This is a genomic window from Flavobacterium sp. W21_SRS_FM3 (assembly GCF_052113625.1).
Lineage (GTDB): Bacteria > Bacteroidota > Bacteroidia > Flavobacteriales > Flavobacteriaceae > Flavobacterium.
The window spans coordinates 343107-367833 of sequence record NZ_JBGQOD010000001.1 but is presented as its reverse complement, the minus strand read 5'-3'; the positions used below and the strand labels follow the sequence as shown (position 1 = coordinate 367833).

Genomic DNA, 24727 nt, shown 5'->3' with positions numbered 1-24727 from the left:
GATTGGAAGCTTTTTTTTTATCATTTAGTGTCCTACAGATTCATTCCACCTGAAACTTCGATACGTTGCGCATTGACCCATTTAGCATCATCTGTGCATAAAAAAGCGACAACACCACCAATATCTTCTGGCAAACCAACACGTCCTAATGCTGTTAACGAGGAAATATGATGGTTTAACTGCTCGTTATCTCTTACCACACCTCCACCAAAATCAGTTTCTATAGCACCTGGCGCTACAATATTCACTCTTATTTTTCTTTCTCCTAATTCTTTGGCTTGGTATTTTGTTAGTATTTCCATTGCGCCTTTCATACTCGCATAAGCGGCGTAGCCTGGAAATGAAAAACGACTTAAACCGGTAGAAATATTCACAATTCCGCCACCATCATTCATATGAGACAATGCGTTCTGCGTAAGGAAAAAAGGTCCTTTGAATTGAATATTGTTTAATTCATCAAATTGTTGTTCTGTGGTTGTTAAGAAACTTTCGTGAATTCCAATACCTGCATTATTGACTAAAAAGTCGAATTTATCTGTATTGAAAGTTGTTTTCAAAGCCGCTGCTACATTTTGAAAAAATAAGTCAAAAGTACCTGACTCTGCAACATTCAATTGAATAGCTACCGCTTTTTGTCCTACTGCTTCGATTTCACTAACCACCGTTTCAGCTTCTTCTTTTTTACTATGGTATGTTAACACTACATCAAGTCCTTTATTAGCAAGACTCAATGCCATTTCTTTACCTAACCCTCGGCTTCCGCCTGTAACTAGCGCTATTTTATTTTTTTTACTTTCCATTTTTATTGATTTTTATTGATAGAGCAAAATTAGTTATGATATCAACTTCAGCAGTTGTAAATATCAATCCATAGTTTGCAAAATTCAAATTACACTATTTAAACTCTAAAGGACAATGGAGTTAATGCCGTTTGTTTTTTGAAAAAATTAGAAAAATGTGCCAATTCTTCAAAACCAAGTGAGTATGCAATTTCGGAAATATTCCAATCAGTTTCTTTTAATAAAATCTTAGCCTCATAAACCAGTCGTTCACTTATTAGCTCAGTAGTAGTTTTGCCAGTGTTTTCTTTTAACACTTTATTGAGATGATTGACATGAATAGACAATCGCGCCGCAAAATCTTTGGCTGATTTCAGCTCTAAGCGTTGGCGAGGCGATTCAATAGGAAATTGTCTTTCGAGTAATTCTGCAAAAAGCGAAGAAACTCTTGCTGCCGAATTGTGCTTAGAGTACAACGCAGTAACAGGTTGTAGCTTTTGTCCAATGTGAATCAACTCAGCCACATAATTCCGAATTAAGTCGTACTTATACGCATAATCTGAATTAATTTCCTGATGTATCTTTTTAAAAATCAAATCGATTGCAAGCACTTCTTCCTCCGTTAACTGAAAAACGGGATAGCCATCTGTTTGAAAAATAGGCAATGTTTCCAAGTCAATTCCGCTTTTATCTTTAGTCAAAAACTCACTTGTAAACACACAAAAATGACCTGACTGCAAAGAATCTTTCGGCACATAATGGTATGGAATTTTGGGTGTTGCAAACAAAAGTGCGTAGTTTTCAATATCAATCTCACGATCTGCGTACTCGACTTTGTTTTTCCCTCGAATCAAACTGATTTTATAATACGCTCTTCTATCATAAGTCATTACGGGTATTTTTTTCAAATCCCCCCATAGTTCTTTTATATCGAACACATTGAAATGTCCAATTTCTTTTTGGATTCCGCTTGGTAACAAAGCACTAGATTCTATTTTAGCTCCTTCGGAAATCTCTTTATAAAATTCATCTATTGATTTTGACTTCATGACTGTTGATTTGTAAAAATCAAATATACAAAAAGAAATAGCTCCCAATCTTTATAAGTTTGGGAGCTATTTTATTCTAGATATCTGAAATAATAATTAGTTGCTTATTCTTCAATTCCGCCTAACATTTTCATCAAATCTAAGGCTCTTCGAGTTGATTTAACATTGTCGAAAGTCAACAATAAACGCAAGCCATTCTTGGTTTCTTTTTCTTTTATTTTGCAAATAGAACTGTGTTTTTGAACAAAATGCATGACCGACATAAAACGATTCGATTGATAGTAATCTGACTGTTGATCAGATACAAAATAACCTATCATCTTGCCTTGTTTCATCACTAACTTTTCGATACCTATTCCGCTAGCAATCCATTTAATGCGAATGCTATTCATTAAGGCAATAGCTCGTGGTGGCATTGGTCCAAATCTATCAATCAGTTTTTTCTGGAAAAGTTGTAAATCTTCTTCATTTTTAATGGCGCCTAACTCGTTGTACAAACTCAAACGTTCACTGATGTTATTTATATATTCATCTGAAAACAACAATTCAAAATCAGTATCAATTTGAAGGTCTTTTACATATTCTTTCGTTTCGAGATTATTCTCTGTAGGATATAAATCTTTAAACTCATTTTCTTTCAATTCGTCAATAGCTTCGTTCATGATTTTTTGATACGTATCAAAACCTATTTCGTTGATAAAACCAGATTGTTCACCGCCTAGTAAATCTCCTGCACCACGAATCTCTAAATCCTTCATCGCTATATTAAATCCGCTCCCTAACTCATTAAATTGCTCTAAAGCCTGAATCCTCTTTCTAGCGTCGTCAGTCATTGCTGAATAAGGAGGACAGACGAAATAACAGAATGCTTTTTTATTGCTACGTCCTACTCGACCACGCATTTGGTGCAAATCAGACAATCCAAAATTATTCGCATTATTGATAAAAATGGTATTCGCATTAGGAACATCTAAACCACTTTCTATTATCGTGGTCGCCACCAATACATCAAATTCTCCGTTCATGAAAGCCAGCATTAGCTCTTCTAGTTTCTTTCCATCCATTTGGCCATGACCAATTCCAACTCTAGCATTAGGCACTAAACGCTGAATCATTCCTGCCACTTCCTTGATGTTTTCTATTCGATTATTAATGAAGAAAACCTGTCCGTTACGCTGAATTTCATACGAAATTGCATCTCGAATCATTTCTTCGCTAAAACCTACCACATTGGTTTCAATGGGATAGCGATTGGGCGGTGGTGTTGTAATAACAGATAAATCTCGGGCAGCCATCAATGAAAACTGTAATGTTCTCGGGATAGGCGTTGCCGTTAGAGTCAGTGTATCTACATTGGCCGCAATCGTTTTTAATTTGTCTTTGACGTTGACACCAAATTTTTGTTCCTCATCTACAATCAGTAAACCTAAATCTTTAAAAACAACATTTTTATTGACTAATTGATGAGTTCCAATGACAATATCGAGTTTGCCTTCGGCTAATAATTTAAGGGTTTCTGCTTTTTGCTTAGCGGTTCTAAAGCGATTCAAATAACCAATAGAAACAGGCATGTCTTTTAAACGTTCCGTAAATGTTCGGTAATGTTGGTAAGCCAAAATAGTTGTAGGCACTAAAACAGCCACTTGTTTGCTATTGTCTACCGCTTTAAAAGCAGCACGAATCGCTACCTCTGTTTTACCAAAACCTACATCACCACAAACCAAACGATCCATAGGTCTGTCACTTTCCATATCCGCTTTGACTTCGGCTGTTGATTTTATTTGATCAGGAGTGTCTTCATAAATAAACGAACTTTCTAACTCGTTTTGCAAGTAACTGTCTGGCGCAAATTGAAAGCCTTTATCCAGCCTTCTTTTGGCGTAAAGCTGAATTAAGTTAAATGCTATGTGCTTGACTCTGGCTTTTGTTTTTTGTTTTAAAACTTTCCAAGCATTAGAGCCTAATTTATAAATTTTGGGAGGTGTCCCGTCTTTACCGGTGTATTTTGATATTTTATGAAGCGAATGAATACTTACATAAACAATATCATTATCAGCATAGACTAATTTAATGGCTTCTTGGGTTTTCCCTTCTACCTGAATTTTCTGCAGTCCACCAAATTTTCCAATTCCGTGATCAATATGCGTTACATAATCCCCAACTGATAAAGTGGTCAGTTCTTTTAGTGTAATATTCTGTTTTTTAGAATAGCCGTTTTTGATGCTGAACTTATGATAACGCTCAAAAATTTGGTGATCCGTATAACAACTTATTTGATTCTCTTCGTCAACAAAACCTTGATACAATGGCATTACCACCGTATGATATTGTTTCCTGATATTCTCAGAATTAGCTTCGTCTAAGGTTTCAAAAATATCGTGAAAACGTTTGGCTTGATTATCATTCGAACAAAACAAATAATTTTTATAGCCATTGAAGTGATTCTCATTCAGATTGTTCAACAACAAATCAAACTGTTTATTGAACGAAGGTTGCGGCTGAATGTAAAATTCAAATTTCTTTGTTGTTTTAAAAATAGGTTTAGAGGATAGTTCTACTATTGAAAAATCAACCGCTTTTTTAATAAAAGCAGACTGATTTAAAAACAATTGCTCTGGTGTAGCGTGTTTGAGGTCCTTAGATAATTTTTCAAAAGCTTCTTCGGCTCTTGTAAATTGCTTGTCTAACTGAGAGAATAAATCTTCTGTATTCTGAATAAATAGAACCGTTTTCTCTGATATGTAATCTAAGAAACTTTCTCTGTTTTCCTGAAAAACCTTGTTCTCTACATTGGGAATTATGGTAATTTTCTTTTGTATCTCGATAGACAGTTGAGTGCCTACATCAAAACTACGAATGCTGTCCACTTCGTTACCAAAAAATTCTATTCGGTAAGGATTATCATTCGAAAAAGAAAACACATCGACGATTCCTCCACGAACTGAAAATTCTCCCGGCTCTGTTATGAAATCGACTCTTTTAAATTCATATTCAAATAAAACTTCATTGATGAAATCAATAGAAATTTTATCTCCCACGGAAACTTTCAGCGTGTTTTTCTCCAGATCTCTTCTAGTAACTACTTTTTCAAACAGCGCTTCTGGATAACTAACGATTACAGCCGGTTTCTTGCGAGAGTTAATGCGGTTAAGCACCTCAGCACGCAACAATACATTTGCATTATCAGTATCTTCAATTTGGTACGGACGACGATAGGATCCCGGATAAAATAAAACATCCTTTTCTCCAATCATTTGTTCTAAATCATTCAAGTAATAAGCGGCCTCTTCTTTATTGTTTAATACAATCAAAAAAGGACTCTCGGCTTTCTTAAAAAGCGAGCGTATGACAAATGAAACCGCAGAGCCTAACAGGCCATCAAGATGCATTTTTACGCCTTTACTCTCGTTTAAACGATCAGCAATTTGCTGGATTTTTGGCGAATTATCGTAGGTGTTATATAAGACTGTTTTACTCAACTCTAGGTAAATTTGGATCTAATGGTTCATTAGGAATGGCGCGAGACGCATCCATCATTTTCTTCAACTCTGATTCTCCCTCTTCAGTAGGGATTTTACTTTTTTCAACAATTTTATCCATTTGCCTTTGCAAAGAGGCTAATTCATTATTGATTTCTGAAATTACTTTGACTACTTTTTTATCTGGCACATCATCAAGGTGAATGAATAAATCCAGCAGTCGCACTTTAGTAATTAGTGTAGCAATTCTACTTTTTATTTGAGGTTGGTTATATTCACTAGGAATATTATCATTCAATGCCATTGCCTTTTTTGAAATAGCTGTTGATTTTTGTTGAAAAGCCCCAAGGGTGCGCTTTGGTTTTAAAGCTAATTCTGCTAAAAAGGTGCGAAATTCATTCCAGCTGGCTACGCTAGCTTCTGCCGTTTCATTAATAGGAGTGTCGTAAAACACCCATCCTTTATTAATATTTGTAAATACGAGTTCCTTTTTCTTAATTTCCTTCTCATTTTCAGCAGTCCTTTTTTGACTATCGTCTTTACAGGAAGCAAACAAAACAAGGAGAAAAAAAGTATATTTTATTTTGAATTTCATAGGTATTGCATTGAAGCACAAAGTTACAAAGTAATTTATAAATACAGATTTGAAAATGCGAATTACAATTCATTTCCAAACAATAGCTTTTTAGCATTAATAATGCCAAAACTACAATCGCAACTACAACATTTTAAGGCTTTGTTTTAACTATTGACAATCCTTAGCGGGCGACTCCAAAATATTTCCGAAAACGTTATCTTTGTTTTTTAAATTCTATACACAATGAGTACAAAAATATTGATTATAGGGGCTTGCGGACAAATAGGAACCGAACTAACCCATTCACTTAGAGAAATTTACGGAACCGACAATGTAATTGCATCTGACATTCGTAAACTGAATATCGACGTCGTAAATTCAGGACCCTTTGAGGTTATAAATGCGTTAGACTTTAATCAAATTGAGCATTTAGTAGAAGTTCATAAAATTACTGATGTGTATTTAATGGCTGCATTACTATCGGCTACAGCAGAGAAAAATCCTGCTTTTGCTTGGGATTTAAATATGAACTCGCTATTCCACGTTTTAAATTTGGCGAAAGCCGGAAAAATAAAGAAGGTATTTTGGCCTTCTAGCATTGCGGTTTTTGGGCCAACAACTCCTAAAGAGAACACGCAACAATATACTATCATGGAGCCATCCACCGTTTATGGTATTAGTAAACAAGCGGGAGAAAGATGGTGTGAATACTACCACAATATCTTTGGGGTAGATGTGAGAAGCATCCGCTATCCTGGTTTAATTAGCTGGTCATCGCCTCCTGGTGGGGGAACTACTGATTATGCAGTTGATATTTTTCACAAGGCATTGGCTGATAACAAATACGAATGTTTCTTATCTTCAGAGACTAAAATGCCAATGATGTATATGGACGATGCAATTGCTGCCACAATAAAAATCATGCAGGCTCCAAAAGAAGAGATTAAAATTCACTCGTCATATAACTTAGCCGCTATGAGTTTTACACCAACCGAAATCGCGGCTGAAATCAAGAAACACATTCCAGATTTCACTATTACTTACGAACCAGACTTCCGTCAAAAAATTGCCGATAGCTGGCCAGCAAGTATTGATGACAGCAACGCCAGAGCTGATTGGGGATGGAAGCATCAATATGATTTAGAGACGATGACGAAAGTTATGTTAGAGAATCTAAAGAAATTAGAAAATTAAAAATAATTGTAGTTTTTAGTAGCATAAACAGGGTGCATCTTTGGACGTTCCCTCCCGTTATGCGCTGTATCTTTGCTTATTTAAAGAATAAAAGCAAAGGATGCCGCTACTACCAGGGCTAACTAGTAGTATGATTACACATAAAAAAGAGTCGCAAAAAATATATTTTGCGACTCTTTTCTTTTTTAAACTAAAATGCCATTCTTTTGAAACATTGAAGTGACCTTTTTTGCTTCTTCCACTGATTTTACTTCAAGTAAATCTCGGGTTTTTCCGTTAGTTAAAGTTATGTAATACTTTTTGCGTCCGGATGAAACCCGCTCATTAAATCCCTGAATTTGATCTATTGGAATTTTTTCTAAGCTTGAAGTTTTAAATATAAAATGATAAAGAAAACCTATGGATGTTATTCCTAAAATAAGCCATATTACTGTTAGATATCCAAAGCCTTTAATAACATCTCCTGATAAATTTAGTACTGAGTTCGTTAAGGTTAAAATCATCACAAATTTCATTCCCATTAGATGGGTTTTCAAACCATCTTTAATCTCAATTATTCTATTGGCTTCGTTGTATCTTATATTCATTATTTACTACGACTCTTTATTGCTGAAAAACATTATTCCCTTGTTTCACATCGGCCATCAATCCACTAGAATCAATCGTGATTTTCTTGATATCACTTTTTGCTTTAGCAATGGTAAAATCATAATTAGATGCTGCCCAAGTCCAATCGTTTAAAACTGTTCTTTTTACAGACGGGTTTGGATTTTCTTTTTCAAAATTCATCATTCGTAAAGGAACATAAAAACTTTCGGAGGTTCCATCAGTATATTCAACCGTTAAATCGATAGGCATTGGCATTCTCCCTATTCTTTCTAAACTTACTATCGTTTCATTTCCATTATCTGTCACTGTTTTGATTCCGTAATCGATAGTATTGGTAGTTTCTGTCCAGTCAACTAAATACCAATCCAAATTTGCTCCCGAAACACGTTCAGCCGTTCTTTTGATATCATTAGGTGTAGGGTGTTTGAATTTAAAATCATGGAAATATCTTTTAACCGTTTCAGCTAATTTATCTTCTCCAATCACATAACGTAACTGAGATAAAAATAAACTTCCTTTAACGTAAGAAGAAATACTGTACGGTCTATTTTCATCATAACGATCTCCATGAGTTGTTTGTGGTTGCTCTTTACCAGAATTCACTAAACTATAATATGCTTTGTAATTTCCTTCAAAAGGGTTGACTACTTTTGTATCTGATAATTCGTTTATTGCTAGATCTTCAATATAAGTTGTAAAACCTTCATCCATCCACGGGTGCTTAGACTCATTTGAAGCTAAAATATGTTGGAACCAAGAGTGTCCTAACTCGTGAGTAGCCGTACCATAAATTCCTTCAAGGGTTCCATTTCCTAGCATTAATGTACACATCGCATACTCCATTCCGCCATCGCCTCCTTGTATGAAAGAATATTGCTTGTAAGGATAATTACCAATGTTTTTGTTGTAGAAATCCATTACTTTCACCATCATTGGTTCTAGTTTTTTCCAGTTTTCTACTGTTTTAGGATAGTTTTTGTATAAAAAGTGCAAAGCCACATCATTAGGTCCTTTTACCACATCATGTACATATTCTTTATCAGCAGCCCAAGTAAAATCATGTACCATAGGTGCTGTAAAATGCCAACTTAGTGTTTTAGTTTTCTTAGGGGTTTTAACGGTAACGCCTTCGTCTTGGTAACCATGTCCTATTTCATTTTGGTTTTGTAAATATCCTGAACCTCCTAATGTATACTCCTTGTCGATGTTAATAGTTACATCAAAATTTCCCCATACACCATGAAATTCTCTAGCGATATAAGGATCAGCATGCCAACCTTCAAAATCGAATTCGGCTAACTTTGGGTACCATTGAGACATAGACAATTCTACCCCTTCATTATTGTTTCTTCCAGAACGACGAATTTGAACAGGTACTTGTCCATCAAAGTCAAGTGTGAAAGTTGTTTTAGTATTAGGTAGTATCGGCTTAGCTAAGGTTACTTCTAAAATAGTTCCAGCCGTTTTAGTCACTGCAGCAATTCCGTCTTGTTTAAAATTAGTAACTTTTAAATACCCTATTTCATTTGGCTTTAGCCCTTCAATTCGGCTTACTTTTATTTCTTTATCATCAATTTTAACTTTGGTAACCATCCTTCCGTCAGGATCTTTAATACTGTGTAGTCTTGCATCCATCTCGCTTCCTGGTTGAAAAGCATTGTTGAATAAATGGTAATACACTTTTTTTAAAGTATCACTAGAATTGTTAGTGTATACTAATTCTTGTTTTCCTTTATACTGATAGTTTTTTACATCCATCGTCACATCCATTTTATAGTCAACATGCTGCTGCCAATATTTTGAACTTTGTGCTGATATGGATCCTATACTAAATGTAACGAATGAAATCAAAAGAAACTTTCTCATCTTTATTTAAAATAAAAAATGGAAGAACCGAAGTTCTTCCATTTGATTAATACTTTTTGGATTATTTTTTAGACATTTTATCTGCCATTAGTATAGCGTTATAAGCATTTACGATTTTACCAGATTTAGATAAAGTAGTAAAAGAACGGCTATCTTTAGGATTTCCACCAACAATAACATCGGTGCTAATTGCTACTCCTGAATCCATCAATATGTGCTTCACTTGTGATGCAGATAATTTAGGGTAATACGAACGAATTAGGGCAGCTACTCCAGCAACATTAGGAGAAGCCATTGATGTTCCTTGTAAGTATTTGTAAGTGTCTTTTGGAGTCGTCGCATAAATCTTGACACCAGGGCCAAATACATCTACATTTACTTTTCCGATGTTAGAAAAACGAGCTACTACTTTATCACCATACTCAAAGTTCAATGCTCCAATAGTAATCATGTTATCTGCAAATTCTGTTTTTTTGTCATCAGAATCATTTGGGAAATTATTATAGGTATCAATATCTTCAGCATCATTACCTGCTGCATGAACAATTAAGACATCTTTTTTCTCTGCATATTTAATAGCATCGTAAACCCATTGTTTGTGTGGAGAAAAGCTTTTTCCAAAACTTCCATTAATTACTTTAGCTCCATTGTCTACTGCATAACGTATTCCTAAGGCAATATCTTTATCATACTCATCACCATCTGGTACAGCACGAACAGTTAAAATTTGAACATTATTAGCAATTCCATCACCACCAATACCATTATTTCTTACTTGAGCTACAATTCCAGCTACGTGAGTACCGTGAAGAATTTTATCCTTGTCTGGTCCCATAACATTGTTATTACCATATTTCACATCTGTAAAATCATCTGGATTGTCTCCTACAACAGCTCTGTAATCTTGTTTTAAATTGTCACCGTTTAGAACAGTTGCCATTCCGTTGATATCGTTTTGGATCGCTGCTTTTAAGTCAACAACACTCAAACCGTAAGAAAGCATTCTTTGCATAGTTACTTTACTTTCCATTACTGCAGTATCCTTAGAATCAATAGCATTCAATTCTTCTACCGTATATACTGGCTTCGCTAATGTTTTAGCGATAGTTGCATCTGCCGCAGTAGTAGAAGCGATTAATTGCTCTAATCTAATTTTTCCAGCAGTTGCTTCTGCAATTTTCTCATCATTTAATTTCTTAGCTTCTAAATAAGTCGCTTCATCAACTAAACTTTTATTTTTAATGATTCTTTCGTATTCTAAATTTTCTTTAGTGATGTCCCCTAGGAAATTCCATCCATGAATATCATCTACATATCCATTTTTATCATCATCAATTCCGTTGCCAGGAATTTCTTTAGTGTTAGTCCACACTACTGATTTCAAATCTTCGTGCTCAATATCTACACCAGAATCTACAATTCCTACAATTACCGGAACTCCTTTTTTATCTTTCAACAATTCAGCATAAGCTCTATCAACACTCATTCCAGGAATGGTGTCCGTCACGATATCTAAATGACTCCAACGCTTCAATTCAGATTCTTTAATTGGAGCATTTTTTTTAACGTTTAATGGTGCCGTAATTACAGCAAAAGAGTTAAAATTTGAAACTTGTTTTTGTGCTCCACATCCTGCCAAAACCAATACGGCAAATGCAGAAATACAAATGGGTTTAATACTATTCATTATAATTTATTTTGTTGAGTTTAAAATATTGGTCTAAAATAATTCATTTTGTTACATAACCGAAACGATTAACACTATGTTAAGATATCTTCACAGCTGAACACTTCTTTCAATCGCACCCCTTTTTCAGTATGTTGCACAGTTATAATCTGGTTGTGTGCATCATGTTCTAAAAATAAATAGTGATTATTATCAGCAGCAGCATTTAAAAATTTTGTTTTCTCTGGCATGGTCAGCAACGGTCTTGTATCGTATCCCATTACATAAGGAACAGGAATATGTCCGGCTGTAGCCAATAAATCAGCACAAAAAACGATTGTTTTACCGTTGTACTGAATGTGTGGAATCATTTGCTTTTCGGTATGTCCATCAACAAAAAAGATGCCAAAATCCAGTTCTGATTGTTCAAGATAGTCATTTTCAGGCCTTTGAATAAAATGCAATTGTCCGCTTTCTTGCATGGGCAAAATATTTTCAGATAAGAAGGAGGCTTTCTCTCGAGGATTGGGTTTAGTCGCCCATTCCCAATGATTTTCATTAGTCCAGAACTTGGCATTTTTAAATGCAGGTTCATATCCCGTCTTATCCTTATTCCACTGAATGCAGCCACCACAATGATCAAAATGCAGGTGTGTCATAAAAACATCGGTAATGTCTGCTCTATTGAAACCATATTGAGCTAATGATTTATCCATAGAATGGGAGCCCCAAAGTGAATAGTAACCAAAAAATTTATCGGATTGTTTATCTCCCATACCGGTGTCAATTAAAATCAGTTTGTTGCCATCTTCAATAAGCAAACAACGCGCTGCAATATCAATTAAATTATTAGCATCAGCAGGATTAGTGCGATTCCAGATGGTCTTAGGAACAACCCCAAACATGGCACCACCATCTAATTTAAAGTTTCCAGTTTCTATAGGATATAATTTCATTTTTAAACGATTTTGTTCAATATCAAACAAAGTTAAAAATTTCAGCGTCTTAAATAGCTTTTTTCTATTTTATGATTAGTTATAAAAATGTTATCCATTATGGAAAAAGGTTTTTATATAGTATCTTTGCAGTTAATTTAGACAAAATCAATATAGCATGGCTGCTGTCTAGTTTAAATACCTGATAATAAAACAGCTGTATTGAAATTTGGATAGCAATACACTATTAATAAACAACATAAACATGATAAAAGTTTCTGACACTGCCAAAAAGAAAATTATCGACTTGATGAAAGACGATGGTTTTGATGCTGCAACAGACTATGTAAGAGTTGGTGTGAAAAGCGGAGGTTGCTCCGGCTTGTCTTATGATTTGAAATTCGACAATAAAAAAGGCGAAGACGATAAAATATTCATAGACAACGACATTACGATCGCAGTAGAGAAAAAATCTTTTTTATACCTAGCGGGAACCATTTTAGAATTCTCAGGAGGACTAAACGGAAAAGGTTTTGTTTTCAATAACCCTAACGCAACTAGAACTTGTGGATGTGGAGAGAGTTTCTCTTTATAAATTTTAGACACAAATAATAAAGTTTACTATTCAATTATTGAATTTTAAATCTTTAAATCTTTAAATAAGAATGAGCAAATACACAGAAGACGATTTAAAAATCGAACTCGAAAACAAAGAATACGAGTATGGCTTTTACACCGAATTAGAGTCGGATACATTCCCTATTGGGTTAAATGAAGACATAGTTCGTGCCATTTCACACAGAAAAGAAGAGCCACAATGGATGACCGATTGGCGTATTGAAGCCTTTCGTGCTTGGCAAGAAATGACAGAGCCAGAATGGGCTAACGTACATTATGCAAAACCAGATTTTCAAGCCATATCGTATTACTCAGCACCTAAAACTGTTGACCCAAATAAAACATTAGACGATGTAGATCCAGAACTTTTAGAAATGTACAAAAAGTTAGGTATCTCAGTTGATGAACAAAAAATGATGAATAATGTTGCCATGGATATCGTAGTTGACTCGGTTTCTGTAGCAACAACATTCAAGAAAACATTAGGAGAAAAAGGAATCATTTTTATGAGTATATCTGAGGCTATTAAAGAGCATCCAGAATTAGTTCGTAAATATTTAGGAACAGTAGTACCTCAAAAAGACAATTTTTATGCTGCATTAAACTCAGCTGTATTCTCTGATGGTTCTTTCTGCTATATTCCTAAAGGAGTACGTTGCCCAATGGAACTTTCGACTTATTTCCGTATCAATCAAGCAGGAACAGGACAGTTTGAAAGAACATTATTAGTTGCTGATGCAGGAAGCTATGTAAGTTACCTTGAAGGATGTACCGCACCAAGTCGTGATGAAAATCAATTGCACGCTGCAGTAGTGGAATTAATTGCTCTTGATGATGCTGAAATAAAATACTCAACCGTTCAAAACTGGTTCCCAGGAAACAAAGAAGGAAAAGGTGGGGTTTATAATTTTGTTACCAAAAGAGGAATCTGTGAAACCAATGCCAAAATCTCTTGGACACAAGTAGAAACAGGTTCAGCAGTAACTTGGAAATACCCTTCTTGTATCTTAAAAGGAGACAATTCAGTAGGAGAATTTTATTCGATTGCAGTAACCAATAATTACCAACAAGCAGACACAGGAACTAAAATGATTCATTTAGGTAAGAACACTAAATCAACCATTATTTCTAAAGGTATCTCAGCTGGTAAATCACAAAATAGCTATAGAGGTTTAGTACAAATTAGTGCTCGCGCTGATAATGCTCGTAACTTCTCACAATGTGATTCCTTATTGATGGGAAACAATTGTGGAGCGCATACTTTCCCTTATATCGAAAGTAAAAACCCATCTGCTAAAATCGAACACGAAGCAACCACTAGTAAAATTGGTGAAGACCAAGTTTTCTATTGCAATCAACGTGGAATTCCGACAGAAAAAGCTATCGCTTTAATCGTAAACGGTTTTAGTAAAGATGTTCTAAATAAACTACCAATGGAATTTGCTGTAGAAGCACAGAAGTTGTTAGAGATAAGTTTAGAAGGATCTGTAGGGTAAGAAATTTGAAAATGAGTTAATTTGAAAATTTGAAGATGGAGATTAAGGAAAATGTAATTGTTGCCCTGACATTTAAGTTCGCTTTAGAAATTATCAGCTATTGTGATACTTTACAGGAGAACAGAAAATTTGTAATAGCAAATCAATTACTAAAATCCGGAACTTCCATTGGTGCAAATATTCGAGAGGCTCAAAATGCAGAAAGTAAAGCTGATTTTATACATAAATTTAAAATTTCAGCTAAAGAAATAGAAGAGACAATCTACTGGTTAGAATTATGTAAATACTCAAAAGACTATCCAAATGTAGACCAATTACTAGATCAAGTGAATACAATTTCGCGAGTAGTAAATAAAATAATAATTACATCTAAACAAAAATAAACTTGGATTTTCCAAATTTCCAAATTATCTAATTTCCAAATTAATTATGTTATCAATAAAAAATTTACACGCTTCAATAGGCGACAAAGAAATATTAAAAGGAATTAATCTTGAAGTTAAAGCAGGAGAAATTCACGCGATAATGGGTCCAAACGGTGCTGGAAAAAGTACCCTTGCTTCTATTATTGCAGGAAATGAAAACTACGAGGTAACTGAAGGTGAAATCACATTAGAAGGAGAAGATCTTTCAGAATTAGCTCCAGAGGAAAGAGCACATAAAGGAGTTTTCCTTTCTTTCCAATATCCTGTAGAAATTCCTGGAGTATCAGTAACTAACTTTATGAGAACAGCTATCAATGAAACGCGCAAAGCTAATGGTCAAGACGAAATGCCGGCTAACGAAATGTTGAAAGTAATTCGTGAGAAATCAGAATTATTAGAAATTGACCGTAAGTTTTTATCTCGTTCTCTTAATGAAGGATTCTCAGGTGGAGAAAAGAAACGAAATGAGATTTTCCAAATGGCGATGTTAGAGCCAAAAATTGCTATTCTTGATGAAACAGATTCTGGATTAGACATCGATGCACTACGTATCGTTGCTAACGGAGTTAACAAATTAAAAAGCGACAAAAACGCAATTGTAGTAATCACACACTACCAACGTTTATTAGATTATATCGTTCCTGATTTCGTTCACGTATTATACAATGGGAAAATTGTAAAATCAGGCGGAAAAGAATTAGCTCACGAGTTAGAAGAAAAAGGATACGACTGGATTAAAGCAGAGAATTAAAAATAGTCAAAAGTCAAAAGTCATAAAGTCAAAAGCAATACAGTAATGGGGAAATTTAATTCTTTTGAAGAAATCAATTCTTGGCAAAAAGCAAGGATATTTAACAAACGAATTTATCTAATTACTGAAAATGCAAATTTTAAAAAAGACTTTGATTTCATTAGACAAATTAGACGAGCATCTATATCAATCTCCTCCAATATTGCAGAAGGGTTTGAAAGAAACACAGATAAAGAGTTTATTTACTTTTTGTATGTTGCAAAAGCATCAGCAGGAGAAGTTCGTTCTCAATTATATTTGGCATTTGATTTAGATTATATTACTAAAGAAGAATTTGAAAAACTTTTAGAATCAGTAACAGAAATATCAAAATTGTTAAGTGGTTTTATTAAATATTTATCAAAAGTCTAGAATTTGAAAATTTAAGGCCTGAAAGGTTTGCCACCTTTAGCTTTGAGACTTTTGAAATTAAGACTAAAATAACATTAAGTTGACAATCCTGAGTCTTTTGACTTTCGACTTTCGACTTTAAGACTAAAAATAAATGGATTTAAAAGAAAAATTAGTATCGTCTTTTATGGCTTTTGAAGAGCGTGTAGATGTTCACTCTGAACTTCACGATGTACGCACAGAAGCATTAAAGAATTTTGAAAACAAAGGTTTCCCTACTAAAAAGATGGAGGCTTGGAAATATACTTCGCTTAATGCCGTCTTGAAAAATGATTTTACTGTATTCCCTAAACAAGAGAATACGGTACAATACAGCGATGTAAAAAAATACTTTTTACATGAAATTGACAGTTATAAAGTTGTTTTCATTGACGGAGTTTTTAGCTCACACCTATCGGCAACTACGCACGAAGGAATTGATGTGTGCTTGATGTCATCGGTGTTAAACAAACCAAAATACAAAGAAGTAATTGACACTTATTTCAACAAAATTGCAAATAAGGAAGAAAGCTTAACGTCTCTAAATACGGCTTTTGCCAGTGAAGGAGCGTATATCAATATCCCTAAAAGTAAAGTTGCTGACAAACCTATCGAAATCATGTATTTCTCTACAGGATCAGAAGCGGCACTTTTAGTTCAACCTAGAAACTTAATCATTGTTGGTGAAAACGCGCATGTTCAAATCATCGAGCGTCATCAAAGTTTAAGCGAAAATGCGGTTTTGACAAATGCTGTAACAGAGATTTTTGCTGAAAAACGTGCTGTTGTTGACCACTATAAAATTCAAAATGACAACCTATCAGCAAATCTTATTGATAACACTTATGTGTCACAAAAAGAAGAAAGTAGTGTTGCCGTAAACACGTTCTGTTTCGGTGGAAACCTTACTCGTAACAATTTGAACTTTTACCATTTTGGAGAACGAATCGTAAGTTACCTAAACGGAGTAACGATTATTGGCGAGAAGCAACACGTAGACCACTATACATTAGTGCAACATGCAACACCAAACTGCGAAAGTCACCAAGATTACAAAGGGATTTTCTCTGACCGTTCTACAGGAGTTTTCAACGGAAAAATATTTGTGGAGAAAGAAGCACAAAAAACAAATGCCTTTCAAAAAAGCAACAACATCTTATTGAGTGACAAAGCAACTATCAATGCTAAGCCACAATTAGAAATCTTTGCTGACGATGTAAAATGTTCGCATGGATGTACCATTGGACAACTGGATGAAACGGCTATGTTCTACATGCAACAACGTGGTATTCCTAAAAAAGAAGCCAAAGCATTATTGATGTACGCGTTTACAAATAACGTAATTGAAAGCATTAAAATTCCCGAATTGAAACAACGCATCACTAAACTAATTGCAAGTAAATTGGGTGTGAAAATGGGATTTAATTTGTAATAAACTACAACAACAAACAAAAAGGGCGCAGAGTTTTTAATAAACTTTGCGCCCTTTGTAATTTTAAATCTATCCTAAACCTTGGTCGTTTTCAGGAGCTATTCCCGCTATCCGTTGCAATCTTTTATTGTTTAAAAGAAAAACAATAAAAGGATTTTCACTGCTATCGGGGCTATTATACTGTAGCATAAGAAACAGCTATCAATCCGATTGAAGCTTTTAAATATCTTGATCCTTCCCTCTATTTTAAACCTTGAAATCCGTTTTATTTATTTTATAATCTAATCTCTACTTTTTAAAACTACCAATTATCCCTTTCAACATTTCATTAAAATCAAATTTAGCATCCTCTGTCAATCCCATTCTTACAATGACTAAATCTAGCGACGGAATAATAAAGACTTTTTGTCCTTGAAAACCATTAGCTGAGTATAAATCCTTAGGAGCATCAGCATAACGACCTCCTGCATTGAGCCAAAAATGTGCTCCGTAATCTCCTTTGGAACCATTGGTTGGCGTCGCCACATATTTTGCCCAACTCTTATTGAAAAGCTGTTCTCCATTCCAGTTACCTTCATGTAAATACAGTAAACCAAATTTTGCCCAATCACGTGTAGTTGCCCAAGCATAGGATGAGCCTACATAATTCCCCGCCATATCCGTTTCTACGACCATAGAGTTCATGCCTATTTTGTCAATCAACGCAGCATACCAAAAATCAAGGTATTCTTGATGCGTTGCAAATTGATCTCGCAATATATAAGAGAGTAAATTACTAGTTCCAGAAGAATAATTCCAGTGCGTGTTGGGTTTATAAACCGCTTTCTTTTCTAATTGCACCCTACCCATATTTTCGGCTTGAAAAAGCATTTTAGTCGCATCGCAAATCGTACTGTAATTCTCCTCCCAAGCCAAGCCTGAATTCATATGCAGCAAATCATTAGTCGTGATTATTTTACGTTCATCATTTTTCCATTCGGGAATTGGAGCAGGTTTATGGATGTCGTATTTTCCCTCTTTAGCCAGTATTCCAAACAAAGTTGCGGTAATACTTTTGGTCATAGACCAACCAAGAATTTTACTGTCTTTATCAAAACCAGTATCGTATTTCTCGGCAATGATATTATCTTTATATATCACTAAAAGAGAGCGAGTTCTTTTCTCAGTTGTCCCTTTTACATCAAAGGCATTGGCTACAGCCGCATTCAGTTTACTGTAATCTACATTGCTAAAAATACTGTCTTTTGGATCGTTGTTTCCGTAAGGAAAAGGTAAATTGTTTTTTACAAAAGTCCTTTTAGGAACGTCATAGGGTTTAGTAATGTCAAAATTATCATCAATTAAGGTAGCCCCTAAACCAGGTCTGTAAATTGCTTTTCTTTCTTTGAGTCCGTAAACAGATGCGGTAGCAAATTTATCTTTCTGATAAATTGCATTACTAGCCAGATCAATCATGTCAATATCATTGTCTCCTTTTTCAATCATTTCCTGAGAACGTTGATCAATAAAATGCCCTGAAGCCATGCTTTTGGCTGAAAAGCCAGAAATCAAATCCAACTTGGGATAAGTGGTAAACCCAAGGTATAAAACACCTATAAATAGCGCAGAACCAATAACTTTAAATACTTTTTTCATAATATCTTGATCGTTTATACTGCAATTTAATTCTTTTTTAGACATACCAACACTAATTTACTTTTAAAAAACGGCATCAAAATACTCCCTATGAAATTCGCTAAAATCATCGCTAAAACAATTTAGATTTAGTACTTTTGTATTTAGAATTTTTCTAAATAATTATGCTAGACATTCAAAAAATAAGAGCCGATTTTCCTATACTTTCTGAGAAAGTAAATGGAAAACCATTAGTCTATTTCGACAACGGAGCTACCTCTCAAAAACCACAAGTGGTTATAGATGCTATCTCTAAATATTACCAAGAAATTAATGCAAATATCCATCGCGGTGTCCATACATTAAGCCAATTAGCAACGGATGCTTATGAGATTTCTCGTGGTAAAATTCAAAATCATATCAACGCCAAGTTTTCCCATGAAGTGCTTTTCACTTCAGGTACTACCTTTGGAATTAATTTAGTTGCTAATGGATTTGCTTCGCTATTAAAAGCGGGGGATGAAGTTGTTGTTTCGGCATTAGAGCACCACAGTAATATTGTACCTTGGCAAATGTTATGTGAGAAAACAGGCGCTACGCTGAAAGTGATTCCGATGAATGATCAGGGCGAATTAATCATGGCAGAATATGACAAATTACTGTCAGACAAAACTAAAATTGTTACGGTAAATCATATTTCGAATGCTTTAGGAACTGTGAATCCTATTAAATACATGATTGACAAAGCACATGAAGTAGGCGCTGCTGTATTGATTGATGGAGCGCAAGCAGTACCTCATGTACGACCAAATGTTCAAGAACTAGACTGCGATTTTTATGTGTTTTCAGGACATAAAATGTGTGGCCCTACTGGTGTAGGTATCCTTTATGGTAAGGAAGATTGGTTAAATAAATTGCCTCCTTACCAAGGCGGGGGAGAAATGATCAAGGAGGTGACATTTGAAAAAACAACCTATGCTGAACTACCTCATAAATTTGAAGCAGGAACGCCTAATATTGCTGGAGGTATTGTTTTAGGAACTGCTATTGATTATATGAACAGCGTTGGTTTTGATAACATTCAAGAACAAGAATTGGCTTTGCTGGAATACGGAACACAACGTTTGTTAGAAATTGAAGGATTACGAATTATAGGTACTGCCGCAACAAAAACATCCGTTATTTCGTTTAACATTGATGGCATTCATCCCTATGATATTGGTACGATAATTGACAAATTAGGAATAGCGGTAAGAACAGGCCACCACTGTGCACAGCCCATTATGAACTATTTTAATATTCCAGGAACAATACGAGCATCATTTTCTTTTTACAATACAAAAGAAGAGATTGACAGTTTAGTGGAAGCCTTGAAAAAAGCACAAATGATGTTATCCTAAAACGCAAATTATGAAAATATTTTCTTTATTATTTTTGACCATTTTTCTTGGTAGAGGTTGCGAAGGCGAAACGAAACAAGATATCAATACTGCTGTAATAGAGTATGTAGCAAACACGAGAGGCTTTTATCAAAAGATCACAATTGAAAAACAAATGCTTACTATTTCTCATGATCGAAGCGGAAATGAGAAAACCGAAGCAACCAAAATTAGTGATACCGACTGGAAATCACTAGTTGCACTTTTTGAAGATATTAATCTTGATGAAATCAAAGATTTGAAATCACCAACGGAAAAACGCTTCTATGATGGAGCAGCTATAGCCAATTTAAAAATTACCTATAAAGGAAACACCTACGAATCAACAAGTTTTGACCATGGTTTTCCTCCATATGAAATTAAAAAATTAGTTAATAAAATAAATTCATTTGCAAAACAAAATAATGAAAATTAAAGACATACAAGAAGAAATAGTAGACGAATTCTCCATGTTTGATGATTGGATGCAACGTTACGAATACATTATCGACCTAGGAAAAAACCTGCCGTTAATTAAAGAAGAGTTCAAAACCGAAGATAATTTAATTAAGGGTTGCCAATCTAAAGTATGGCTGCAAGGGGAGCAAAATAATGACACCATTATTTTCACTGCAGATAGTGATGCTATTCTAACCAAAGGAATAATAGCTATCTTAATCCGCGTTTTTTCTAATCAAAAAGCAGAAGACATCCTCGCTGCTGACATGGATTTTATAGATCAAATAGGGCTAAAGGAGCATTTATCAGCAACCAGAGCTAATGGATTGGTATCCATGATTAAAAATATAAAAATGTATGCCTTGGCCTTCAATGCAAAAAACGATTCCGACTCTAACTTATAAGCATACCTGATACAGAACTTATTTGTTATTAAAATTTAAACAAAAATAAAATGACACAAGAAATAGACACCAACGAATTAGGCGAAGCAATTGTAAAAAAATTAAAAACAATTTACGACCCTGAAATTCCAGTTGATATATATGAATTAGGATTAATTTATGATGTAATGGTAAACACCGATTATGAAGTAAAAATCTTAATGACTCTAACCTCTCCAAACTGTCCCGTAGCGGAGAGTTTACCTAAAGAAGTGGAAGACAAAGTAAAATCAATTGAGCACGTTAAAGATGCTGAAGTTGAAATCACTTTTGATCCACCATGGAGTAAAGACTTAATGAGTGAAGAAGCAAAACTGGAATTAGGAATGCTTTAAATTAGTCATAATGTCAAAAGTCATAAAGTCACAAAGTAGCTGCCTTTATGACTTTCGGCTTTAATACTTCAGAAATGGAAGAAATAATAAATAAAGTAGCTAGTAGCACGCTGGATGTTTTCGATCTTGAAGATTACTATCCAAAAGGCGTACGCAGACAAATCGACATTTCTCAATGGTTGTTGGAAGGCTTTTTATTAAAGGAAAAAGACTTTAGAGAGCACTTAAAAAATCATGATTGGACACAGTATCAAGATCAGTTAGTCGCTATTAATTGTAGTACAGATGCTATTGTACCGGCATGGGCTTCCATTTTAGTGACCATACAATTAGCGCCATTTGCAAAAAAAATCGTTGATGGAACGATTGAAGAATTAGATGCCGCATTATACGAAGAAATCTTGGCTAAGGTTGATTATTCTGTTTATTATAACAAAGCTGTTATCATCAAAGGTTGTTCTAAAAAGCCAGTTCCTATGCGTGCTTATGTTTTAGCAGCACAGCACTTGCAACAACAGGCGAGAAGTATTATGTATGGGGAGGCTTGCTCAGCAGTACCCTTGTACAAAGCGAAAAAATAATCCTTTAAAACTAGAAAGATGAAAAAAACATTACTTAGCGTCCTAATCCTATTAGGAACTGTATCGATTAGCGCCCAAGAGGTCGTAAAAGACACCACTAAATATTGGACTAAGAAAGGAAATATTTCTTTACTTTTCAATCAATCTTCTTACAATAAGCAATGGCTCGGTGGCGGAACATCAAACATAGCGGGAAATTTTGGACTTAATTATGATTTCAATTATAAAAAAGGCGACGTCGTTTGGGACAATAAATTTATTTTAGCTTATGGTTTAAGCAAAATTAAAGGAGATGAAAAAACAGCCAAAACTGATGATCGCTTAGAGCTAAATTCACTTTGGGGTAAAAAGGCTTCAGGGCAATGGTATTACTCTGTATATTTTAACTTTAAAAGTCAGTTAGATACAGGGCTGGATAAAAACGACGAACGTATTTCTCATTTCTTCTCTCCTGCTTATTTTCAGTTTGGACCTGGGATGTTGTGGAAAAAGAGTAATAACTTGAGCGTCAATTTTGCGCCGGCAGCAGCAAAAGCTATTTTTGTTCATCCTCATTTTACGGAATTCGGACCTTCATTTGGAGTTTTACAAGGTGACAGCTCTCGTTTTGAATTTGGAGCTAGTATCTCAGCTTATTACAAGTTCAATGTAATGACGAATGTTTCTATTGAAAATCGCCTGAACTTATATTCAAACTATTTAGACAATCCTCAAAATGTAGATATCGATTACCAAATGAATGTGGTGATGAAAATCAACAAATACCTTTCGGCAAATGTTGCTCTGCAAACAATTTATGATGACAACTCAGTACAAGCAGTACAGGTTAGAGAACTTTTTGGAATTGGAGTGAATTACGGTTTTTAAACCGTATCAACATACTTAAAAAATGCCCTTTTGAAACTTTTCGAAAGGGCATTTTTTATAGCTACATTTCAAAAACTTCTCATCATTACAAAAGTAACCTTATCTGTATTTTCAAAAATCAGCCCTCTGACTGAGTACACAGTATTGCATGAGGGATGGTCGTGAAAATCCTTTTATGGAGCATCGCGAAATAAAAGATTGTAACATACAGCCCGACCCTGCTGTAACGGAGTGAAAGCTGGGGCATGCCCCAAAAAAAATCCCTCTTGAAAACTCAAAAGGGATTTTTAGTATTATTATAACAACTGAAAAACTTATGCTTCGTCATTGCTCTCGTCTTCTTCTTTCTCAACGGCATCTTTATAATCAGGATACAAAAATTTATTATACGGAAAACGAGTGATGTGAATTTGCCTCACGGCTTCGTAGACGCGTTGTCTAAATTCTTCAAAATTCTCCTTATTAGTTGCTGAGATGAATAACGCATTATCTTCTCCTACACGACTCATCCAAGTGGATTTCCATTCTTCCAGGGTGTAGTGTCTTGGCGTTTTTTCAGTCATCAAATCATCTTCGTCAATAGTCAGATGTTTGTAAGCATCAATCTTATTGAAAACCATTATTACTGGCTTGTCATTAGCTTTAATATCTAACAAGGTCTGGTTTACTGATGCAATATGATCTTCAAAATCAGGGTGCGAAATATCCACAACATGTAATAACAAATCAGCCTCGCGAACCTCATCTAGTGTACTTTTAAAAGAATCTACTAACTGAGTAGGTAGTTTTCTAATAAATCCTACGGTATCAGAAAGTAAAAAAGGTAGGTTTTTGATAACTACTTTACGAACGGTTGTATCCAAGGTTGCAAAAAGCTTGTTCTCTACAAAAACATCACTTTTTCCCACGGCATTCATCAAAGTTGACTTTCCAACATTAGTATATCCAACTAAAGCTACACGCACCATAGCACCGCGATTACTACGCTGAGTACCCATTTGTTTGTCAATAGCTTTAATTTTATCCTTCAACAATGCAATTCTATCTCTTACAATACGTCTGTCTGTTTCAATCTCTGTTTCTCCAGGTCCACGCATTCCAATTCCCCCTTTTTGACGCTCAAGGTGTGTCCAAAGTCCGGATAATCTAGGCAACATATAAATACATTGCGCTAACTCAACTTGGGTTCTTGCATAAGAAGTTTCGGCACGTTGTGCAAAAATATCTAATATAAGGTGGGTTCTATCAAGGATTTTACAATCGATAATTTTAGAAATATTTTTTTGTTGCGAAGGTGTTAGTTCATCGTCAAAGATCAATGTTGAAATTCCATTTTCTTTTACAAAAAGGTGGATTTCATCAATTTTTCCAGTCCCTACAAAGGTTTTAGGATTAGGTCGCTCCATCTTTTGAGAAAAGCGCTTCACCACTTCACCACCAGCTGTATACGTTAGAAACTCTAATTCATCAAGGTATTCGTTAAGCTTTTCCTCGCTTTGATTCTGAGTTACGATACCAACTATGGCTGTTTTTTCGAAATTTATTACTTCTTTTTCTAGCATATTTTTAAATAAGTTACAAATTTAATCATTTGTAGGCTATATATAGAGTTAATGCCTTCATAAAAATAAAAACAAAAAATAGGATAGAAGATTTAGAAACTCCAAACCTACTATCCTATCATTCAAATTGCGATTATTACATT

General features: G+C 34.7%; 23 protein-coding genes. 13 read left to right on the top strand and 10 right to left on the bottom strand.

Annotation, left to right across the window (positions count from 1 at the left end; translation table 11 throughout):
• Nucleotides 1-32: 32 nt before the first annotated feature.
• From ACEN2K_RS01675 to ACEN2K_RS01660, 4 genes are all read right to left on the bottom strand, one after another.
• Entirely contained in the window at nt 33-800 is a 768-nt protein-coding gene (locus ACEN2K_RS01675; RefSeq protein WP_441757574.1) for an SDR family NAD(P)-dependent oxidoreductase, read from the bottom strand.
• Between the two features lie 98 nt (nt 801-898).
• Nucleotides 899-1828 carry a helix-turn-helix domain-containing protein gene (locus ACEN2K_RS01670; protein ID WP_441757573.1) on the bottom strand — a complete coding sequence of 310 codons (930 nt, stop codon included), beginning with the start codon at nt 1826-1828 and terminating at the stop codon, nt 899-901.
• Nucleotides 1829-1932: 104 nt separating this feature from the next.
• Nucleotides 1933-5307, bottom strand: a complete 3375-nt coding sequence (gene mfd, locus ACEN2K_RS01665) for a transcription-repair coupling factor (protein WP_441757572.1) — start codon at nt 5305-5307, stop codon at nt 1933-1935.
• Nucleotides 5300-5902 carry a hypothetical protein gene (locus ACEN2K_RS01660; protein ID WP_441757571.1) on the bottom strand — a complete coding sequence of 201 codons (603 nt, stop codon included), beginning with the start codon at nt 5900-5902 and terminating at the stop codon, nt 5300-5302. Before ACEN2K_RS01660 ends, mfd begins: the two co-directional genes overlap by 8 nt.
• A 225-nt stretch (nt 5903-6127) precedes the next feature.
• On the opposite strand from ACEN2K_RS01660, the gene ACEN2K_RS01655 reads away from it, so the two are divergent.
• Nucleotides 6128-7078 carry an L-threonine 3-dehydrogenase gene (locus ACEN2K_RS01655; protein WP_441757570.1) on the top strand — a complete coding sequence of 317 codons (951 nt, stop codon included), beginning with the start codon at nt 6128-6130 and terminating at the stop codon, nt 7076-7078.
• 185 nt (nt 7079-7263) lie between these two features.
• Here ACEN2K_RS01655 and ACEN2K_RS01650 read toward each other — a convergent pair whose 3' ends face one another.
• From ACEN2K_RS01650 to ACEN2K_RS01635, 4 genes are all read right to left on the bottom strand, one after another.
• Entirely contained in the window at nt 7264-7665 is a 402-nt protein-coding gene (locus ACEN2K_RS01650; RefSeq protein ID WP_441757569.1) for a hypothetical protein, read from the bottom strand.
• Nucleotides 7666-7681: 16 nt separating this feature from the next.
• The gene (locus tag ACEN2K_RS01645; protein WP_441757568.1) at nt 7682-9553 is read right to left on the bottom strand and encodes a M1 family metallopeptidase; all 1872 of its coding nucleotides are present in this window, start codon (nt 9551-9553) and stop codon (nt 7682-7684) included.
• A 61-nt stretch (nt 9554-9614) separates the two neighbouring features.
• Entirely contained in the window at nt 9615-11240 is a 1626-nt protein-coding gene (locus ACEN2K_RS01640) for a S8 family peptidase (RefSeq protein ID WP_441757567.1), read from the bottom strand.
• Nucleotides 11241-11314: 74 nt separating this feature from the next.
• Entirely contained in the window at nt 11315-12175 is an 861-nt protein-coding gene (locus tag ACEN2K_RS01635) for an MBL fold metallo-hydrolase (protein ID WP_441757566.1), read from the bottom strand.
• Nucleotides 12176-12419: 244 nt separating this feature from the next.
• Here ACEN2K_RS01635 and ACEN2K_RS01630 point away from each other — a divergent pair, with 244 nt between their 5' ends.
• From ACEN2K_RS01630 to sufD, 6 genes are all read left to right on the top strand, one after another.
• Nucleotides 12420-12749 carry a HesB/IscA family protein gene (locus ACEN2K_RS01630; protein ID WP_441757565.1) on the top strand — a complete coding sequence of 110 codons (330 nt, stop codon included), beginning with the start codon at nt 12420-12422 and terminating at the stop codon, nt 12747-12749.
• Between the two features lie 70 nt (nt 12750-12819).
• Nucleotides 12820-14268, top strand: coding sequence for a Fe-S cluster assembly protein SufB (sufB, locus tag ACEN2K_RS01625; protein WP_441757564.1), 1449 nt, complete (start codon nt 12820-12822; stop codon nt 14266-14268).
• Between the two features lie 35 nt (nt 14269-14303).
• The gene (locus tag ACEN2K_RS01620) at nt 14304-14651 is read left to right on the top strand and encodes a four helix bundle protein (protein ID WP_441757563.1); all 348 of its coding nucleotides are present in this window, start codon (nt 14304-14306) and stop codon (nt 14649-14651) included.
• Nucleotides 14652-14697: 46 nt separating this feature from the next.
• The gene (gene sufC / locus ACEN2K_RS01615; RefSeq protein ID WP_441757562.1) at nt 14698-15444 is read left to right on the top strand and encodes a Fe-S cluster assembly ATPase SufC; all 747 of its coding nucleotides are present in this window, start codon (nt 14698-14700) and stop codon (nt 15442-15444) included.
• A 45-nt stretch (nt 15445-15489) separates the two neighbouring features.
• Nucleotides 15490-15855 (top strand): four helix bundle protein, encoded by a 366-nt coding sequence (locus ACEN2K_RS01610; protein WP_441757561.1) that lies wholly within the window; start codon nt 15490-15492, stop codon nt 15853-15855.
• Nucleotides 15856-15988: 133 nt separating this feature from the next.
• Nucleotides 15989-17305, top strand: coding sequence for a Fe-S cluster assembly protein SufD (sufD, locus tag ACEN2K_RS01605; RefSeq protein WP_441757560.1), 1317 nt, complete (start codon nt 15989-15991; stop codon nt 17303-17305).
• Nucleotides 17306-17593: 288 nt separating this feature from the next.
• Here sufD and ACEN2K_RS01600 read toward each other — a convergent pair whose 3' ends face one another.
• Entirely contained in the window at nt 17594-18940 is a 1347-nt protein-coding gene (locus ACEN2K_RS01600) for a serine hydrolase domain-containing protein (RefSeq protein WP_441757559.1), read from the bottom strand.
• A 164-nt stretch (nt 18941-19104) separates the two neighbouring features.
• On the opposite strand from ACEN2K_RS01600, the gene ACEN2K_RS01595 reads away from it, so the two are divergent.
• From ACEN2K_RS01595 to ACEN2K_RS01570, 6 genes are all read left to right on the top strand, one after another.
• Nucleotides 19105-20319, top strand: coding sequence for an aminotransferase class V-fold PLP-dependent enzyme (locus ACEN2K_RS01595; protein WP_441757558.1), 1215 nt, complete (start codon nt 19105-19107; stop codon nt 20317-20319).
• 10 nt (nt 20320-20329) lie between these two features.
• Nucleotides 20330-20773 (top strand): hypothetical protein, encoded by a 444-nt coding sequence (locus ACEN2K_RS01590; protein WP_441757557.1) that lies wholly within the window; start codon nt 20330-20332, stop codon nt 20771-20773.
• The gene (locus tag ACEN2K_RS01585; RefSeq protein WP_441757556.1) at nt 20763-21200 is read left to right on the top strand and encodes a SufE family protein; all 438 of its coding nucleotides are present in this window, start codon (nt 20763-20765) and stop codon (nt 21198-21200) included. Before ACEN2K_RS01590 ends, ACEN2K_RS01585 begins: the two co-directional genes overlap by 11 nt.
• 50 nt (nt 21201-21250) lie before the next feature.
• Nucleotides 21251-21574 carry an SUF system Fe-S cluster assembly protein gene (locus ACEN2K_RS01580; protein WP_441757555.1) on the top strand — a complete coding sequence of 108 codons (324 nt, stop codon included), beginning with the start codon at nt 21251-21253 and terminating at the stop codon, nt 21572-21574.
• Nucleotides 21575-21648: 74 nt separating this feature from the next.
• Entirely contained in the window at nt 21649-22155 is a 507-nt protein-coding gene (locus ACEN2K_RS01575; RefSeq protein ID WP_441757554.1) for a DUF2480 family protein, read from the top strand.
• A gap of 18 nt (nt 22156-22173) precedes the next feature.
• Nucleotides 22174-23022 (top strand): DUF3078 domain-containing protein, encoded by an 849-nt coding sequence (locus tag ACEN2K_RS01570; protein ID WP_441757553.1) that lies wholly within the window; start codon nt 22174-22176, stop codon nt 23020-23022.
• 314 nt (nt 23023-23336) lie between these two features.
• On the opposite strand, the gene hflX is transcribed toward ACEN2K_RS01570, so the two are convergent.
• The gene (gene hflX, locus ACEN2K_RS01565) at nt 23337-24584 is read right to left on the bottom strand and encodes a GTPase HflX (RefSeq protein ID WP_441757552.1); all 1248 of its coding nucleotides are present in this window, start codon (nt 24582-24584) and stop codon (nt 23337-23339) included.
• Between the last annotated feature and the right edge of the window lie 143 nt (nt 24585-24727).

Coding starts and splice junctions, on each gene's coding strand:
- ACEN2K_RS01675 (WP_441757574.1), bottom strand. CDS start 800: ATGGAAAGTAAAAAAAATAAAATAGCGCTAGTTACAGGCGGAAGCCGA.
- ACEN2K_RS01670 (WP_441757573.1), bottom strand. CDS start 1,828: ATGAAGTCAAAATCAATAGATGAATTTTATAAAGAGATTTCCGAAGGA.
- ACEN2K_RS01660 (WP_441757571.1), bottom strand. CDS start 5,902: ATGAAATTCAAAATAAAATATACTTTTTTTCTCCTTGTTTTGTTTGCT.
- ACEN2K_RS01655 (WP_441757570.1), top strand. CDS start 6,128: ATGAGTACAAAAATATTGATTATAGGGGCTTGCGGACAAATAGGAACC.
- ACEN2K_RS01650 (WP_441757569.1), bottom strand. CDS start 7,665: ATGAATATAAGATACAACGAAGCCAATAGAATAATTGAGATTAAAGAT.
- ACEN2K_RS01645 (WP_441757568.1), bottom strand. CDS start 9,553: ATGAGAAAGTTTCTTTTGATTTCATTCGTTACATTTAGTATAGGATCC.
- ACEN2K_RS01640 (WP_441757567.1), bottom strand. CDS start 11,240: ATGAATAGTATTAAACCCATTTGTATTTCTGCATTTGCCGTATTGGTT.
- ACEN2K_RS01635 (WP_441757566.1), bottom strand. CDS start 12,175: ATGAAATTATATCCTATAGAAACTGGAAACTTTAAATTAGATGGTGGT.
- ACEN2K_RS01630 (WP_441757565.1), top strand. CDS start 12,420: ATGATAAAAGTTTCTGACACTGCCAAAAAGAAAATTATCGACTTGATG.
- sufB (WP_441757564.1), top strand. CDS start 12,820: ATGAGCAAATACACAGAAGACGATTTAAAAATCGAACTCGAAAACAAA.
- ACEN2K_RS01620 (WP_441757563.1), top strand. CDS start 14,304: ATGGAGATTAAGGAAAATGTAATTGTTGCCCTGACATTTAAGTTCGCT.
- sufC (WP_441757562.1), top strand. CDS start 14,698: ATGTTATCAATAAAAAATTTACACGCTTCAATAGGCGACAAAGAAATA.
- ACEN2K_RS01610 (WP_441757561.1), top strand. CDS start 15,490: ATGGGGAAATTTAATTCTTTTGAAGAAATCAATTCTTGGCAAAAAGCA.
- sufD (WP_441757560.1), top strand. CDS start 15,989: ATGGATTTAAAAGAAAAATTAGTATCGTCTTTTATGGCTTTTGAAGAG.
- ACEN2K_RS01600 (WP_441757559.1), bottom strand. CDS start 18,940: ATGAAAAAAGTATTTAAAGTTATTGGTTCTGCGCTATTTATAGGTGTT.
- ACEN2K_RS01595 (WP_441757558.1), top strand. CDS start 19,105: ATGCTAGACATTCAAAAAATAAGAGCCGATTTTCCTATACTTTCTGAG.
- ACEN2K_RS01590 (WP_441757557.1), top strand. CDS start 20,330: ATGAAAATATTTTCTTTATTATTTTTGACCATTTTTCTTGGTAGAGGT.
- ACEN2K_RS01585 (WP_441757556.1), top strand. CDS start 20,763: ATGAAAATTAAAGACATACAAGAAGAAATAGTAGACGAATTCTCCATG.
- ACEN2K_RS01580 (WP_441757555.1), top strand. CDS start 21,251: ATGACACAAGAAATAGACACCAACGAATTAGGCGAAGCAATTGTAAAA.
- ACEN2K_RS01575 (WP_441757554.1), top strand. CDS start 21,649: ATGGAAGAAATAATAAATAAAGTAGCTAGTAGCACGCTGGATGTTTTC.
- ACEN2K_RS01570 (WP_441757553.1), top strand. CDS start 22,174: ATGAAAAAAACATTACTTAGCGTCCTAATCCTATTAGGAACTGTATCG.
- hflX (WP_441757552.1), bottom strand. CDS start 24,584: ATGCTAGAAAAAGAAGTAATAAATTTCGAAAAAACAGCCATAGTTGGT.